The following is a 12,786-nucleotide window of genomic DNA, read 5'->3' as shown; positions in this document are numbered from 1 at the left end:
AACAACCCAGTCTTTCTGTTATTTTTAGAGTAATCGATTCCCATTTTTGCTATATTTCTAAAATAAAAAATGTAAATTTGTATTATAACGTCATAATACATTATAATATGAATAATAGGTTCAAAGGAGGCTACCTTTTGTTAAACAACGGAAGTTCTACACCTTTATACATTCAGCTAAAACAAATCATCACCGATGACATCAAAAAGGGCGTATATTCCCCAACCGCCAAGCTGCCTACCGAAAGCGAGCTTTGCAGCAAATATCATGTCAGCCGCATTACCGTCAGGAAAGCCATTCTCGATTTAGTCGAAGAAGGCTATCTTATCAGGCAGCAAGGAAAGGGAACGTTCGTTAAAAGCCCTAAATTAAAACGGGAGCTAATCGCAGTAAACGGCTACTCGGAATTTATGGAATCAACCGGCAAAAAACCGAAGCATCAGGTGCTGTCCCATGAAATCATTCCGGCGGCAAAACCCATTGCCGAAAAGCTGCAAATCAATCCCGAGAGCCCTGTCGTTGAATTAAAACGGATTTTATATAACGATGACCAGCCGCTCACCTTTGAAGTGACGCATTATCCGCTCGATTTGTTTCCCGGCATTGATACCTTTATAGCTGACGGCGTGTCCATGCATGATATTTTAAAGCAGCAGTATCAAGTTGTTCCTGCTCACAATACGAAACTATTAAACGTTGTATATGCCCAGCAGGAGGAAAGCAAATACCTGGATTGCGATATCGGGGATGCGCTGTTTGAAATCGATAAAACAGCTTTTACATCAAACGACCAACCAATCTACTGCTCACTGTTTTTGATGCACACAAACCGTGTCACTTTTACCATCAACAGCCCCTACACATAATCGGCATAAAAAACGAGACACTGCTTATAGTATTCTCGTTTTTTCACTGCTTCCCCCATCCTCCAAGCGAAAAGGATGGCCGTAGCCGAATGCCCCGTACACGCCGCATGTTCTCGCAGCCGTTTCCGCCGCTTGGCGCAAAGCGTGCGTGATGTCCCGCTTCTCGCAAAAAGCAGTCAAAAAGCCCGCTATAAAAGAATCTCCCGCTCCAAGTGTATCTATTATATCAGTTTCAACAATCGGCTGATGATAGATTCGGTCTCCCGCAGACAAGATCGCTCCTTGGCCCCCGCGGGTCATACAAACGATTTTAGCTCCGTACCCATGAGCTGCTTTGGCAAGCTCACCGCACTCCGACTCACTCAAATCACTTCCTGAAAAAAACGCATGCGTCACATAAGGACAAACCTTCCTCAAATAATCATCCTCCCGATTGGTTGAAAAATCAAAGGAGACCGGGATCAGGCCGCACAGCTGCGGAAGGTCGTTCTCAAGCTTGCTGTACACACTTGTATGCAGCAGATCATGCCCGCTGACAAAGGCTAGATCTTTCTCCTGAAACACAAGACGGAGCCGGGACTGAATGCCGCCTTTATTTGATCTGACAAAGATCCGTTCCCCCTGTTCATCAAGGGTGACAATCGCCATGCCGTTTTCTCCGTGCGCCTGGCGGATATAATCCGCGTTGACCTGCTCCAATTTCAGTACATTCAACAGATGCGCCGCGGCTTCATCATTGCCGACGATTCCGATATAGGAAGCCTCATGCCCGAGCCGTTTGGCAAGCACAGCGACGTTCAAGGCATTTCCTCCCGGGTAGAACGTTTCTTGGTCCTGATAGTAATCGACAACATTATCTCCAACCGCAATCAATTTCATTGTGCTTCCTCCTTTATCCTTTTACACTTCCGCTTGCAATCCCGCGGACAAAATATTTTTGCATCAATAAAAATAGAATCACAATCGGCGCGGCTGAAATCGTTAATCCCGCCAACAGGACGCCCCAATCCGTCTGCAGCGCGTCTCTGAACTGCATCAGCCCCGCTGGAATGGTCCGCAAATTCTCATCATCTATGAAAATAATCGCAAACATAAACTCATTCCACGTATGGTAAGCCGTCAAAATGCCGGATGTCACCAAAATCGGCACACTCATTGGTAAGAAAATTCTGAAAAATACACCAAAACTCGTACACCCATCTAAATAAGCCGCCTCCTCCAATTCTTTAGAAATAGAAAGAAAATAAGAGCGGATCAAAATGATGGTGAACGGGATCCGATAAGCCGCATACGGCAAGATCAAAGCCCAATACGTGTTGTAAAGCCCCAGCGACTGAATAATAGAATAAAGCGGCACAAGACTGACCTGCGGCGTCAGCATCAAACCGCCAAGACAAAGCACCAAAAAGAATCCTTTTCCTTTAAACTCAAACCGGGAAAGACCGTACGCCGCCCATGCACTGATCAAGACAGTGATTACACACGTAAGCGCCGTGACGATGACACTGTTCATAAAGTAAGAAGAAATCCCCTGATTCCAGGCGGACACAAAATTTTCCGGATGCCACGAAGACGGCAGCGACCAGCTGTGCTCAAAAATATCGTCCGAGTTTTTAAAAGCACTCATCACCATCCATAAAAGCGGATAGGCAATCGCAATCAGATAAAGAAACAGGAAAATCCATACAGACGTTTCTCCGATGTACCATTTCCGTCTAGGTTTTCTTTTCGTCTCAATATGCCGGTCAGGCACAGGCTCCAATCTGAACGAATCTGTCTTCTTCTGAGACAGCATCTCTTACTCCTCCTTCCCGGTTTTAAAGAGCTTCATTTGCATGAGCGACAATGTGAGTGTAATGATTAACACCACGGTGGCAATCGCTGATGCATAGCCCATCATATCCTTTGTAAAGGCGCTTTTATATAAAAACGTGCTTAAGACTTCAGAAGCGTTTCCCGGCCCGCCGCCTGTCAATATGTACGGTTCATTAAATACCGTAAAGGCGCCGGTCAGCGTCATGACCACCGCAACAAAAGACATCTCTTTCGTCTGGGGAATGGTAATGTGAAAAAACTGCTGAATTTTTCCCGCGCCGTCAAGACGCGCCGCTTCATACAGTTCATCCGGTATTTTTTGAATCGACACAATGTACAGCATCGCAATATAACCGACAGATTGCCATTGAGACACAAAAATGACAGACAGCATAGCCGTATTGTTATCACCGAGCCAAGCCCTCGTCAGCTGATCAAGACCGACCGCCTGAAGCAGCTGATTCAAAAGCCCCGTCTCAGGGTTGTAAATAAAATCAAACAAAAGCGCGATCACCGTCATTGAGATGACAACCGGCAAAAAGAAAACGGTGCGAAAAAACGGCGACCATTTTCTGACCAGCTTATCCTCAAGCACCGCCGCCAAAATCAAACCGCCAAATACCTGGCATACAATAGAAATCACTGCGTAAAGCACATTGTTGGTAAGTGCCTGATAGAAGACAGGATCATGAAATAATTCAACATAGTTTTTCAATCCGATAAACGTTTTTTCCGGAGAAAAAGAGCTCCATTGAAACAGGCTGAGGAAGACATTCTCAAAAATCGGGATATAAACGAAAAGTAAAAAAACGAGAGCAGGCACCAAAAACAAATAGGGGATTATTTTATTCTGATTGACCAAGGATATCTCATCTCCTTTATAAAAAGAAAAGGTGCGAAGTTTCACCTTTTCTTTGATTTATTCAGCTGACGCCCTCACTTGCTTCGCTGCTTTTTGAACGGCTTTCATCACCTGCTCCGGTGTCATGTCGCCGCCGAGCATTTGCTGGACGCTCGTTAAGTACGCATCTGCGATTTCAACATCGACATCCATATCAAACCATGGCACCATTGATTTGGCATCAACAATTTGCCGAACCGCTTCACGCTGAATGGCTGTAGAATTTTCTTCAGTAGCCGTTCCTTGCACCGCACTGTATTTGCCGGCGTCTTTGACGAGCTTTTCACCCATTTTTTTCGACGTCAGAAACTGCAAAAATGCCACTGCTTCCTTCGGATGTTTTGTTTTCGAGGCAATCATGAACCCTTCCGACGCTCCCGTTAACGCTTCTGATGATCCTTTTTGCCCGCTGATATCAGGGAATGGGAACATCCCCAGATTCACTGGTTCAACCAGCTTGATTTCCGCTGTTTCCGCATATATCATCGCCGACTTTCCACTCTTAAATTGCTGTCTCACATATTCGTGGTCAACGGAGTTTACATGTTTATTGAAGTAAGGCATCAGCTCCTGAAGCTTTTCAAGTGCTTTTACATAGCCTTCATCAGTAAATTCACCCGTTTTGGCGTTATAGTCCTTTTCTCGCGTTTTTTCATCAACCATCCGCTGATTGAGCGTACCGATATAGTGCGAGATTGTCCAAGTCGCCTTTGTTCCGAAGCTGATCGGTGTGTAGCCACCTTCTTGCAGCTTCTTTGATACATCGATGAATTCGTCCCATGTCTTCGGGGGATCAAGGTTCAGCTTTTGAAAAATGTCTTTATTATAGAAGAATGATTTAGCGTCCATTTGCCAAGGCACGCCATATTGCTTGTTTTCATAAGTAAATGGTGTAACTTGCGAATGAACGAGCTGTGATGACCAATCTGTATCGTTTTTGTAGTAGGACGAAAGATCAAGTGCCTTATTGCCTCTGATGAATTTAAAAGCAAATTCGTCACTCCAAGAGAAGTAAATGTCAGGAGGGCTGGTGGTTCCCAGCATAACCTTAATTTTATCTTTATAAGAGTCATTCAAAACAGCTTCAATTTGTATGTCGATATCCGGATGTTCTTTTTCAAATGCCTTAACAACCTCTTCAAAATAACTTTTTTCCGGTTCCTTCGGCCATCTGTGGAAAAATTTCAATGTCACCTTTCCGTCCGCTGAACTGCCCTGGCTCGAACAGCCCGCAATAGTGAGCATACTGACAGCTGCAATGATCAAAAACAACAACATTTTCTTCAAAGGGTTGGCCTCCTCTGGACATTAGACTATAATGTTATATAACATTATAGTCTAATGCATAATGGTTCCGCATGTTCAGATCAATACTCAACTTTCCACATGTATCTTCTATGAGATAAAGGATGATGTCTCGCCTCTGCCAGCGCGTCCGCATAGCTTCTCAGCACACGGTTGAGAACGAGCGGCGCAAGGTAGCCTTTAACTGAATCGTCAATTGCAGTGAAATCATAAGATGCGGCATCAAGCACAGTGAGCTTTTTGCCATACTTTTTCGAGAAGGTAAGCGCCCGCTCTTCAAGAGGCCTTGTTTCATCTAAACCGAGCAGGATGATAAACGGCACGGATTCATCAATAATTTCAAACGGTCCGTGAAAATATTCTCCGGCATGAATGGCGTGGGAATGAATCCATTGCATTTCCATGAGAATGCAGATGCTGTAGGAGTAAGCGACACCGTAGTTTGCACCGCTTGCCATTGTATAAATAATGCTTTCTTTTTCATGTTCTTTTGCGAATTGCTGCGCGTTGTCAGCTTCCTGCTTCAGGGCTTCATCATACACAGCCTGTAATTGATCTAAGCCTTCAATTGCTTGTTCAAAGATCGTATTGTTTTCTAATACTTGCAGGGTGCCGAAAACGATTTGGTACAGAACGCCATAGTTCGTATTAATCGCCAGTGCCTCATCACCCCATTCGTACTGGGCAACATATTGCGCTTTCTGCGCTAAAGGAGACTCCGGCTTATACGTCATCGCAATCGTAAGTGCGCCTTTGCTCCTCGCAAACGCAGCAGCTTTGACTGTTTCCGGGGTATTTCCCGAGTGTGAACACAAAATGACAAGAGACTTTTCACCAAGCTGAACGGGGTTGCGTTGAATAAATTCGTTCGAGCTGTAAAGGTCGGAGTTGATTGATTTTGACTCTCTGTCAAACACATATTTACTCGGATACATAATGGCCGAAGAGCCTCCGCATGCGACAAAAAATACATGGTCAATGGTTTTCCCTTTCAAATCCTGCAAGAAAGCTTGAACCTCACGATTTACTTTTGCTGTGGCCTGACTCAAATCCTTCACTCCCTATTTTTATTATATAACGTTATATAACATTATATATTGTTATATTAAAGTTCGGAGTTAGGATTGTCAATATTATTTTCTGAAATTTCTCAATAATTTAATTAGATATACTATGGAAAAATGTCCAAATCAAAAGCCAGAACTTAACATAAGCTCTGGCTTCGTTGTGCAATCCGCAGACTGACGTCTTATTTAAAAAATACCTTGTCTATATTGTACTTCGAGTGCTGTGTATTGATGATATACGTTTCGTAAATTTCTCTATCCATAGGTTCTTCGACGACACATACTTCAATTTTATATACTTCGTCTCTGTGCTTTTTAATTGGTGATACAGTGTCTTCAAAATGTTTCTTGATTCTTTGTCTTAACTTTCTAGCCTTGCCGACAAAAAGCAGCTCATCGTGAATGTTATAAAACATGAAGATGCCGCCTTTATCTCTTGGTATCTGGTGAAAGTCGATGAATCCGTAAATCGCCTTTATTTTCGGCTCGTTATCATTAGCTGACTGCTGTCGTTCGGTGATGGTGACATTCGGTGCGGGTATATCAATTTTTATCAAAATCAGTTCACGTCCTCTTCTTCATTAAAGATAAATGCTAACACAGACAGAAAAGAAAAGCTAGAACAGCTTTATACGATTTGTTTGTTATGCTTTTACTTATTATGCAACGCTCCGGCTGGATTATAAGGGCTAAGGTCTATTTCTGTCTGCTTTCCGAGAACTAGCTTTGCGAGCTCTGAACCCAAGAACGGTCCCATCGTTAATCCCGAGGCCCCTAAACCGTTAGCGGCGTAAAGCCCTTGAACATCCGGCACAGCGCCGACAACCGGCAGAAATCCCGGTGTAAACGGCCTGAAGCCCACTCTTGTTTCCGTAGTAGTACTGTCAGCAAGGCCCGGCGCTACTGCAAGCGCTTTGCTTAAGACTTCATGCTGTCCTCCGGCTGTTACACGCAGATCATCTAGATCGGCCTCATTTTCATGGGTGGCGCCTGCTACAATTCTGCCGTCCTCAAACGAAAGAATATACTGATCATTCGGCGGCATCACCACCGGCCACGATCCGGTATCGGCACCCGGGATTTCAAAGTGCATAATCTGCGCTTTCTGAAAGGACACTTGAAAATAAATGCCCAGAGGCTTCATCAATTCATTGGCCCATGCCCCCGCCGCCACAATCACAGCGTCAGCCGCAAACTGCTGTGTGTCTGTTTGCACGCCGGTGACCGTTCCGTTTTCAAAAAGCAGGGACGCATTTCCTTTGATGATCTTTGCGCCGCGTTTCTCTGCAGCGCTTAAAAGTGACCGGCACAGCGCTCTCCCGTTCACACGGGCGGCACCGCTGATATGAACCGATTCATAGCCATCAGCTAAAAGCGGAAACAGCTTTTTCGTTTCACTTGCGGACAAGCGGGTAATGCCGCCGATCTCCGGCGCATCCTCCCGTCTCTTATACGCCCGCTCCTCCATCTTATCAAGCTTTGACGCATCAGTATGAATACTGATGGCACCGACACGCTTATATCCTGTGTCCGTTTCTCCGTCTTCCTCCAATTGATGGATTAAATCTTTATAGTAACGTGCTCCTCCCTTAGCAAGCCGATACCAATCCTGATTGCGGCGCTGTGAGAGCCAAGGACAGACGATCCCGGCCGCCGCATCAGTCGCTTGTCCAGGTTCCTTCCGGTCAATCACCGTGACCCGGGCACCCAATTTGACAAGATGATAAGCAGCCGACGCGCCGAGAATCCCTGCGCCGACGATGATGTACGATTTCATATGCAAACACCTTTTCTATTATAATCTCTATTCATTTTACCAAATCGAGTGCTTTCCTTCGACCTTTTGCCCTAATGGGGAAAAACCGCGAAGTCCGTCCAATCTCTTTACTCTCCTATCGAATATCCTGTCACTATCAATAGAGAAAGGATGATACCATGAGCGAAAATCGTCATGAAAATGAGGAAAACAGACGCGATGCAGCTGTTGCAAACGTCCAAAACAGCGGTAATGCAAAAGTCGTGGTCAACGTGAATACTGATCAGGATCAGGCGCAGGCACAAGACGGGGATGAGTAATGAACGAAAATATTATTCCAATCAACAGACATGCTCAAGACATGCCCGCTACTGAATCCGCGATCAAAAATAGCGGCAACTCAGAGGTTCATATCGATATTCACATTGATACAATGCCGATCGCCTTTGCCCTTTTATGCTCTGCATTAGCGGCTAAGCAGATGTCAAAAGAGGAATTTGACACGGCTTATAATCAATTACGAGAGATGAACAATGGATCTCACAACGGTACATCTGTAAAGCAAGTCATCAATCAGGAGAATGAAGAGTAGAAACCGCGCGGCCCCTCGGCCTGCGGTTTTCTTCTGCATACAAAAAGGACGCAACTGAAAACCAGTCACGCCCTTTTTCATGAAACAATTAACCGATTGAACCTTCCATTTCGAACTTAATCAAACGGTTCATTTCAACTGCGTATTCCATTGGAAGCTCTTTTGTGAATGGCTCGATGAAGCCCATGACGATCATTTCTGTCGCTTCTTCTTCGGAAATGCCGCGGCTCATCAAGTAGAAGAGCTGCTCTTCAGATACTTTAGACACTTTCGCTTCGTGCTCCAATGAAATGTTATCATTTAAGATTTCATTGTAAGGAATGGTGTCAGAAGTTGATTTGTTATCCATAATGAGCGTATCGCACTCGATGTTAGAACGGGCGCCTTCCGCTTTGCGTCCGAAGTGGACGATTCCGCGGTATGTTACTTTTCCGCCTTGTTTTGAAATCGATTTTGATACGATTGTGGATGATGTGTTTGGTGCAAGGTGAACCATTTTCGCACCCGCATCCTGATGCTGGCCTTTACCCGCAAGAGCGATAGAAAGCGTCATACCGCGCGCGCCTTCGCCTTTTAGGATACAAGCCGGATATTTCATTGTCAGTTTAGAACCGATGTTGCCGTCGATCCATTCCATTGTTGCGTTTTCTTCACAGACCGTACGCTTCGTTACAAGGTTGTAAACGTTGTTCGCCCAGTTTTGGATCGTTGTATAACGGCAGTAGCCGCCTTTTTTCACGATGATCTCAACAACCGCACTGTGAAGTGAGTTTGTTGTGTAGACAGGCGCAGTACAGCCTTCAACATAATGAACGCTTGCTTCTTCGTCGACGATGATCAGCGTACGTTCGAACTGTCCCATGTTTTCAGAGTTGATACGGAAGTAAGCTTGAAGCGGTGTTTCAACCTTCACGCCTTTAGGCACGTAGATGAAAGATCCGCCGGACCAAACAGCTGAGTTAAGCGCCGCAAACTTGTTATCAGTCGGCGGGATCACTTTTGCCCAGTGCTCACGGAAGATATCTTCGTTTTCTTTCAGCGCGCTGTCAGTGTCTTTAAAGACGATGCCCTGCGCTTCAAGATCTTCTTTCATATTGTGGTATACAACCTCAGATTCGTACTGAGCAGAAACACCCGCAAGGTATTTTTGTTCAGCTTCAGGAATACCAAGTTTGTCAAATGTTTGCTTAATTTCGTCAGGCACTTCATCCCAAGAACGCTCTGAACGCTCAGACGGTTTTACGTAGTACGTAATTTCGTCAAAGTTCAGTGAGTTTAAGTCTCCGCCCCATTGAGGCATCGGCATGTTGTAGAAATGCTCAAGTGATTTCAAGCGGAAATCAAGCATCCATTGAGGCTCTTCTTTCATGCGAGAAATTTCTTCTACGATTTCTTTTGTCAATCCGCGCTCTGAACGGAAAATGGAAACGTCCTTGTCGTGAAAACCATACTTGTATTCACCAATATCAGGCATTTTTTTAGCCATCCATTTTCACTCCAATCCTTTTAATTGCCGCCTTCTTCTTTTGCGACTCCTTTTTCAAGTGCTTTCCATGACAGGGTTGCACATTTGATACGGGCCGGGAATTTTGAAACGCCTTGAAGAGCTTCAATATCCCCGAGATCTATAGAATCATCATATTCATTCCCTTGCATCATATCCGAGAAAATCTTAGACATGGAAAGGGCTGTTTCGATATCTTTCCCTTTAATCGCCTGAGTCATCATCGAAGCGGATGCCATTGAAATGGAACAGCCTTCCCCTTCAAATTTCGCATCTTCCACGATGTCTCCGTCAAGCTTCATTGTCAGCCTGATTCGGTCGCCGCATGTCGGATTGTTCATATCCACGACGATGCTGTCATTCAAAACCCCTTTGTTGCGCGGGTTTTTGTAATGATCCATAATCACCTGTCTGTACAATGTATCTAAGTTTGCATTAAAAGACATTTGTAAAATACTCCTTTGTCTTTTGAAGAGCTTCCACAAGCTTATCAATCTCTTCCTCTGTATTATACAGATAAAAGCTTGCTCTTGCAGTAGCAGTTACATCCAGCCATTTCATCAGCGGCTGCGCGCAGTGATGGCCCGCTCTGACAGCGATCCCTTCCGCATCAAGTACGGTTGCCACATCATGAGGATGAACATCATCAAGATTAAATGTGACAAGCCCTGCACGCTCTTCCGGCCCGTAAACCGTTACGCCGTCAAGCTGGCGGAAGCGTTCAAGCGCATAAGCTGCAAGCTTGTGCTCGTGGCGGGAAATCTCATCGAGACCGATTTCCTCGAGAAAATCAATTGCGGCGCCAAGGCCGATTGCTCCTGCAATAATCGGCGTACCCGCTTCGAATTTCCACGGAAGCTCTTTCCAAGTTGATTCATAAAGCCCGACAAAGTCGATCATTTCACCGCCGAATTCGGCAGGCTCCATGTTTTCCAGCAGGGCTTTCTTTCCGTACAGCACACCAATACCGGTAGGTCCGCACATTTTATGGGAAGAAAGCGCAAAGAAGTCGCAATCGAGATCCTGCACGTCAATTTTCATGTGAGGCGTGCTTTGCGCACCGTCCACCACAATAACAGCCCCATTGTCATGAGCGATTTTCGCCATGTCTTTAATCGGGTTGATCGTACCGAGAACGTTAGATACATGGGACACTGCAACAATCTTTGTATTGCTTGTGACAGTCGTTCTTACGTCATCCAAAGAAATCGTTCCGTCTTCCTGCAGCGGAATATATTTTAATGTGGCGCCAGTCGCTTTGACAGCCTGCTGCCACGGAATGATATTCGCATGATGCTCCATGTAGGTGATGACCACTTCATCACCCGGTTTCAGGTTGGCGCGCGCATAGCTTAACGCCACCATATTCAGTGCTGTGGTCGTGCCTTTTGTGAAAATAATCTCAGCCATTGACTTCGCGTTAATAAACTTGCGGACTTTTTCACGCGCTCCTTCATAACCGTCTGTCGCTCTGGTTCCAAGTGTATGGACGCCCCGGTGAACATTGGAATTGTATTGATTATAATACTTATCCAGTGTTTCAATGACAGCACGCGGCTTTTGGGAAGTCGCCGCGCTGTCGAGATAAACGAGATCATGTCCGTTCACTTGCTGATGAAGGATCGGGAACTGTTCACGAATATCCGTGATATTCATTACTTTACTTTCCTTTCGATAACAGAAACCAATTGTTTCTTAACGCCCTCAATCGGAAGTTCGTTTACTACCGGCGCAAGGAATCCGTAGATGACTAAACGTTCTGCTTCTTCTTTCGCAATTCCGCGGCTCATCAGGTAGTAAAGCTGAATAGGGTCCACACGGCCGACAGATGCCGCATGTCCTGCAGTTACATCGTCTTCGTCAATTAAAAGAATAGGGTTTGCGTCTCCGCGTGCTTTTTCACTGAGCATCAGCACACGTGATTCTTGCTCCGCATTCGCTTTAGAAGCGCCATGTTCGATTTTGCCGATTCCGTTAAAGATAGAAGAAGCGGAATCCTTCATCACACCGTGCTTTAAGATATATCCTTCTGAAGCTTTACCGAAATGGATAATTTGTGTTGTAAAGTTTTGTGTTTGCTCTCCTCTACCGACAACAACCGTTTTTGTATCGCCGTATGTGCCGTCACCGTAAAGGTTTGTTGTGTTTTCGGAGATCGTGTCGCCGTCGTTCATAAGACCGAGAGCCCACTCAATTTTGCTGTCGCGCCCGCGCGCAGCACCGCGGCGGTTAACATAAGTTGTCACGCCGCTGGACAGATTATCCACCGCACCGTATGTCACGCTGGCATTATCACCTGTGATGACCTCACTGATCATATTGAAGACAGCGTCTTTCGGGTTTACAGTGCTGATGTAGTTTTCAACATACGTTACAGAGCTGTGATCTTCAGCCACAATCAGCACATGGTTGAAGAGAGCCGTATCGTTGCTTTCGTGGACATAAACAGCCTGAACCGGCGTCTCCACCTGGACATTTTTCGGAACATAAAGGAATGCTCCTCCGTTAACAAGAGCCGCGTGAAGCGCAGTTAATTTATGCTCATCAACCTTCACGCCGTCCTTCATAAAGTATTTCTCCACCAAGTCGCTGTGCTCGCGTGCGGCAGTCAGAATATCAGTGAAGATGACGCCTTTGTCTTTCAATTCTTTAGAAAGAGAAAGGTATGCCGGCGTCTGGTCACGCTGTACGTATAATGTTTTATCTTCGTTTTCAACATCGATCAGCGCTTTTACTTCATCAGTCAAATCTTCCAATGAAGAAAGCGGTTCGTTATCAACTGTATGCTTCGCAAAATTCGTGAAGTTCCATTTTGTGATTTTTGTTTTGTCAGGCTTCGGCATCGGCAGATCCTCAGCTTGTTCAAGAGCCTTTAAGCGCAGGTCTTTCAGCCAGGCAGGTTCTTGATGCTTTTCGGAAAAGCTTTTGAGATACTCCTGATCTACGGATAGTTTTGTATCTAGTGTCATGTTAATCCCCC

At 45.3% G+C, this 12,786-nt stretch carries 14 protein-coding genes; 3 read left to right on the top strand and 11 right to left on the bottom strand.

The features are described 5' to 3' along the window. Positions 1 to 137 precede the first annotated feature (137 nt). Positions 138 to 866 (top strand): transcriptional regulator FrlR, encoded by a 729-nt coding sequence (gene frlR, locus V6D44_RS09710; RefSeq protein WP_148964033.1) that lies wholly within the window; start codon positions 138 to 140, stop codon positions 864 to 866. Between the two features lie 24 nt (positions 867 to 890). Here the strand turns inward: frlR and V6D44_RS09705 are convergent, their stop codons facing one another. From V6D44_RS09705 to V6D44_RS09675, 7 genes are all read right to left on the bottom strand, one after another. Next, the gene (locus tag V6D44_RS09705) at positions 891 to 1,745 is read right to left on the bottom strand and encodes a fructoselysine 6-kinase (protein WP_087991054.1); all 855 of its coding nucleotides are present in this window, start codon (positions 1,743 to 1,745) and stop codon (positions 891 to 893) included. Between the two features lie 13 nt (positions 1,746 to 1,758). Beyond that, the gene (locus V6D44_RS09700; protein ID WP_202328109.1) at positions 1,759 to 2,661 is read right to left on the bottom strand and encodes a carbohydrate ABC transporter permease; all 903 of its coding nucleotides are present in this window, start codon (positions 2,659 to 2,661) and stop codon (positions 1,759 to 1,761) included. 3 nt (positions 2,662 to 2,664) lie between these two features. Next, on the bottom strand, positions 2,665 to 3,543 hold the full coding sequence (locus tag V6D44_RS09695; RefSeq protein ID WP_087991056.1) for a carbohydrate ABC transporter permease: 879 nt from the start codon (positions 3,541 to 3,543) through the stop codon (positions 2,665 to 2,667). Positions 3,544 to 3,600: 57 nt separating this feature from the next. Then, entirely contained in the window at positions 3,601 to 4,869 is a 1,269-nt protein-coding gene (locus V6D44_RS09690) for an ABC transporter substrate-binding protein (protein ID WP_333516439.1), read from the bottom strand. An 80-nt stretch (positions 4,870 to 4,949) separates the two neighbouring features. Next, the gene (gene frlB, locus V6D44_RS09685; RefSeq protein WP_253268559.1) at positions 4,950 to 5,936 is read right to left on the bottom strand and encodes a fructosamine deglycase FrlB; all 987 of its coding nucleotides are present in this window, start codon (positions 5,934 to 5,936) and stop codon (positions 4,950 to 4,952) included. 200 nt (positions 5,937 to 6,136) lie between these two features. Further along, complete coding sequence (locus V6D44_RS09680; RefSeq protein WP_087991059.1) at positions 6,137 to 6,511, bottom strand: nucleotide excision repair endonuclease; 375 nt, start codon at positions 6,509 to 6,511, stop codon at positions 6,137 to 6,139. Positions 6,512 to 6,606: 95 nt separating this feature from the next. Then, the gene (locus V6D44_RS09675) at positions 6,607 to 7,731 is read right to left on the bottom strand and encodes an NAD(P)/FAD-dependent oxidoreductase (protein ID WP_087991060.1); all 1,125 of its coding nucleotides are present in this window, start codon (positions 7,729 to 7,731) and stop codon (positions 6,607 to 6,609) included. 158 nt (positions 7,732 to 7,889) lie between these two features. Between V6D44_RS09675 and V6D44_RS09670 the strand changes: the two genes are divergently transcribed. Together V6D44_RS09670 and V6D44_RS09665 are read left to right on the top strand one after the other, a co-directional pair. Then, a complete protein-coding gene (locus tag V6D44_RS09670; protein WP_202328106.1) occupies positions 7,890 to 8,030 on the top strand; it encodes a spore protein in 141 nt (46 codons plus the stop codon). After that, positions 8,030 to 8,302 (top strand): hypothetical protein, encoded by a 273-nt coding sequence (locus tag V6D44_RS09665; protein ID WP_087991062.1) that lies wholly within the window; start codon positions 8,030 to 8,032, stop codon positions 8,300 to 8,302. The genes V6D44_RS09670 and V6D44_RS09665 overlap by 1 nt, the downstream gene beginning before the upstream one ends. An 88-nt stretch (positions 8,303 to 8,390) precedes the next feature. Here the strand turns inward: V6D44_RS09665 and sufB are convergent, their stop codons facing one another. From sufB to sufD, 4 genes are read right to left on the bottom strand one after another with little or no spacing between them, the layout of a single operon-like run. After that, positions 8,391 to 9,788, bottom strand: coding sequence for a Fe-S cluster assembly protein SufB (gene sufB, locus V6D44_RS09660; protein ID WP_087991063.1), 1,398 nt, complete (start codon positions 9,786 to 9,788; stop codon positions 8,391 to 8,393). 20 nt (positions 9,789 to 9,808) lie between these two features. Beyond that, entirely contained in the window at positions 9,809 to 10,252 is a 444-nt protein-coding gene (gene sufU, locus V6D44_RS09655) for a Fe-S cluster assembly sulfur transfer protein SufU (RefSeq protein ID WP_019715645.1), read from the bottom strand. Beyond that, positions 10,242 to 11,462 (bottom strand): cysteine desulfurase SufS, encoded by a 1,221-nt coding sequence (sufS, locus tag V6D44_RS09650; protein WP_289348082.1) that lies wholly within the window; start codon positions 11,460 to 11,462, stop codon positions 10,242 to 10,244. The genes sufU and sufS overlap by 11 nt, the downstream gene beginning before the upstream one ends. Further along, a complete protein-coding gene (gene sufD, locus V6D44_RS09645; RefSeq protein WP_289348083.1) occupies positions 11,462 to 12,775 on the bottom strand; it encodes a Fe-S cluster assembly protein SufD in 1,314 nt (437 codons plus the stop codon). The genes sufS and sufD overlap by 1 nt, the downstream gene beginning before the upstream one ends. Positions 12,776 to 12,786: the final 11 nt, after the last annotated feature.

The sequence above is a fragment of the Bacillus sp. 0209A genome, assembly GCF_036765095.1.
Lineage (GTDB): Bacteria > Bacillota > Bacilli > Bacillales > Bacillaceae > Bacillus > Bacillus subtilis_G.
Note: the sequence above shows the minus strand (reverse complement) of the source record. Positions and strands in the feature narration are given on the sequence as shown.

What these genes read in the sequence shown, in the direction of transcription:
- V6D44_RS09705 (WP_087991054.1), bottom strand. Translation starts at nt 1,745, where the DNA reads ATGAAATTGATTGCGGTTGGAGATAATGTTGTCGATTACTATCAGGAC.
- V6D44_RS09700 (WP_202328109.1), bottom strand. Translation starts at nt 2,661, where the DNA reads ATGCTGTCTCAGAAGAAGACAGATTCGTTCAGATTGGAGCCTGTGCCT.
- V6D44_RS09675 (WP_087991060.1), bottom strand. Translation starts at nt 7,731, where the DNA reads ATGAAATCGTACATCATCGTCGGCGCAGGGATTCTCGGCGCGTCGGCT.
- V6D44_RS09670 (WP_202328106.1), top strand. Translation starts at nt 7,890, where the DNA reads ATGAGCGAAAATCGTCATGAAAATGAGGAAAACAGACGCGATGCAGCT.
- V6D44_RS09665 (WP_087991062.1), top strand. Translation starts at nt 8,030, where the DNA reads ATGAACGAAAATATTATTCCAATCAACAGACATGCTCAAGACATGCCC.
- sufB (WP_087991063.1), bottom strand. Translation starts at nt 9,788, where the DNA reads ATGGCTAAAAAAATGCCTGATATTGGTGAATACAAGTATGGTTTTCAC.
- sufU (WP_019715645.1), bottom strand. Translation starts at nt 10,252, where the DNA reads ATGTCTTTTAATGCAAACTTAGATACATTGTACAGACAGGTGATTATG.
- sufS (WP_289348082.1), bottom strand. Translation starts at nt 11,462, where the DNA reads ATGAATATCACGGATATTCGTGAACAGTTCCCGATCCTTCATCAGCAA.
- sufD (WP_289348083.1), bottom strand. Translation starts at nt 12,775, where the DNA reads ATGACACTAGATACAAAACTATCCGTAGATCAGGAGTATCTCAAAAGC.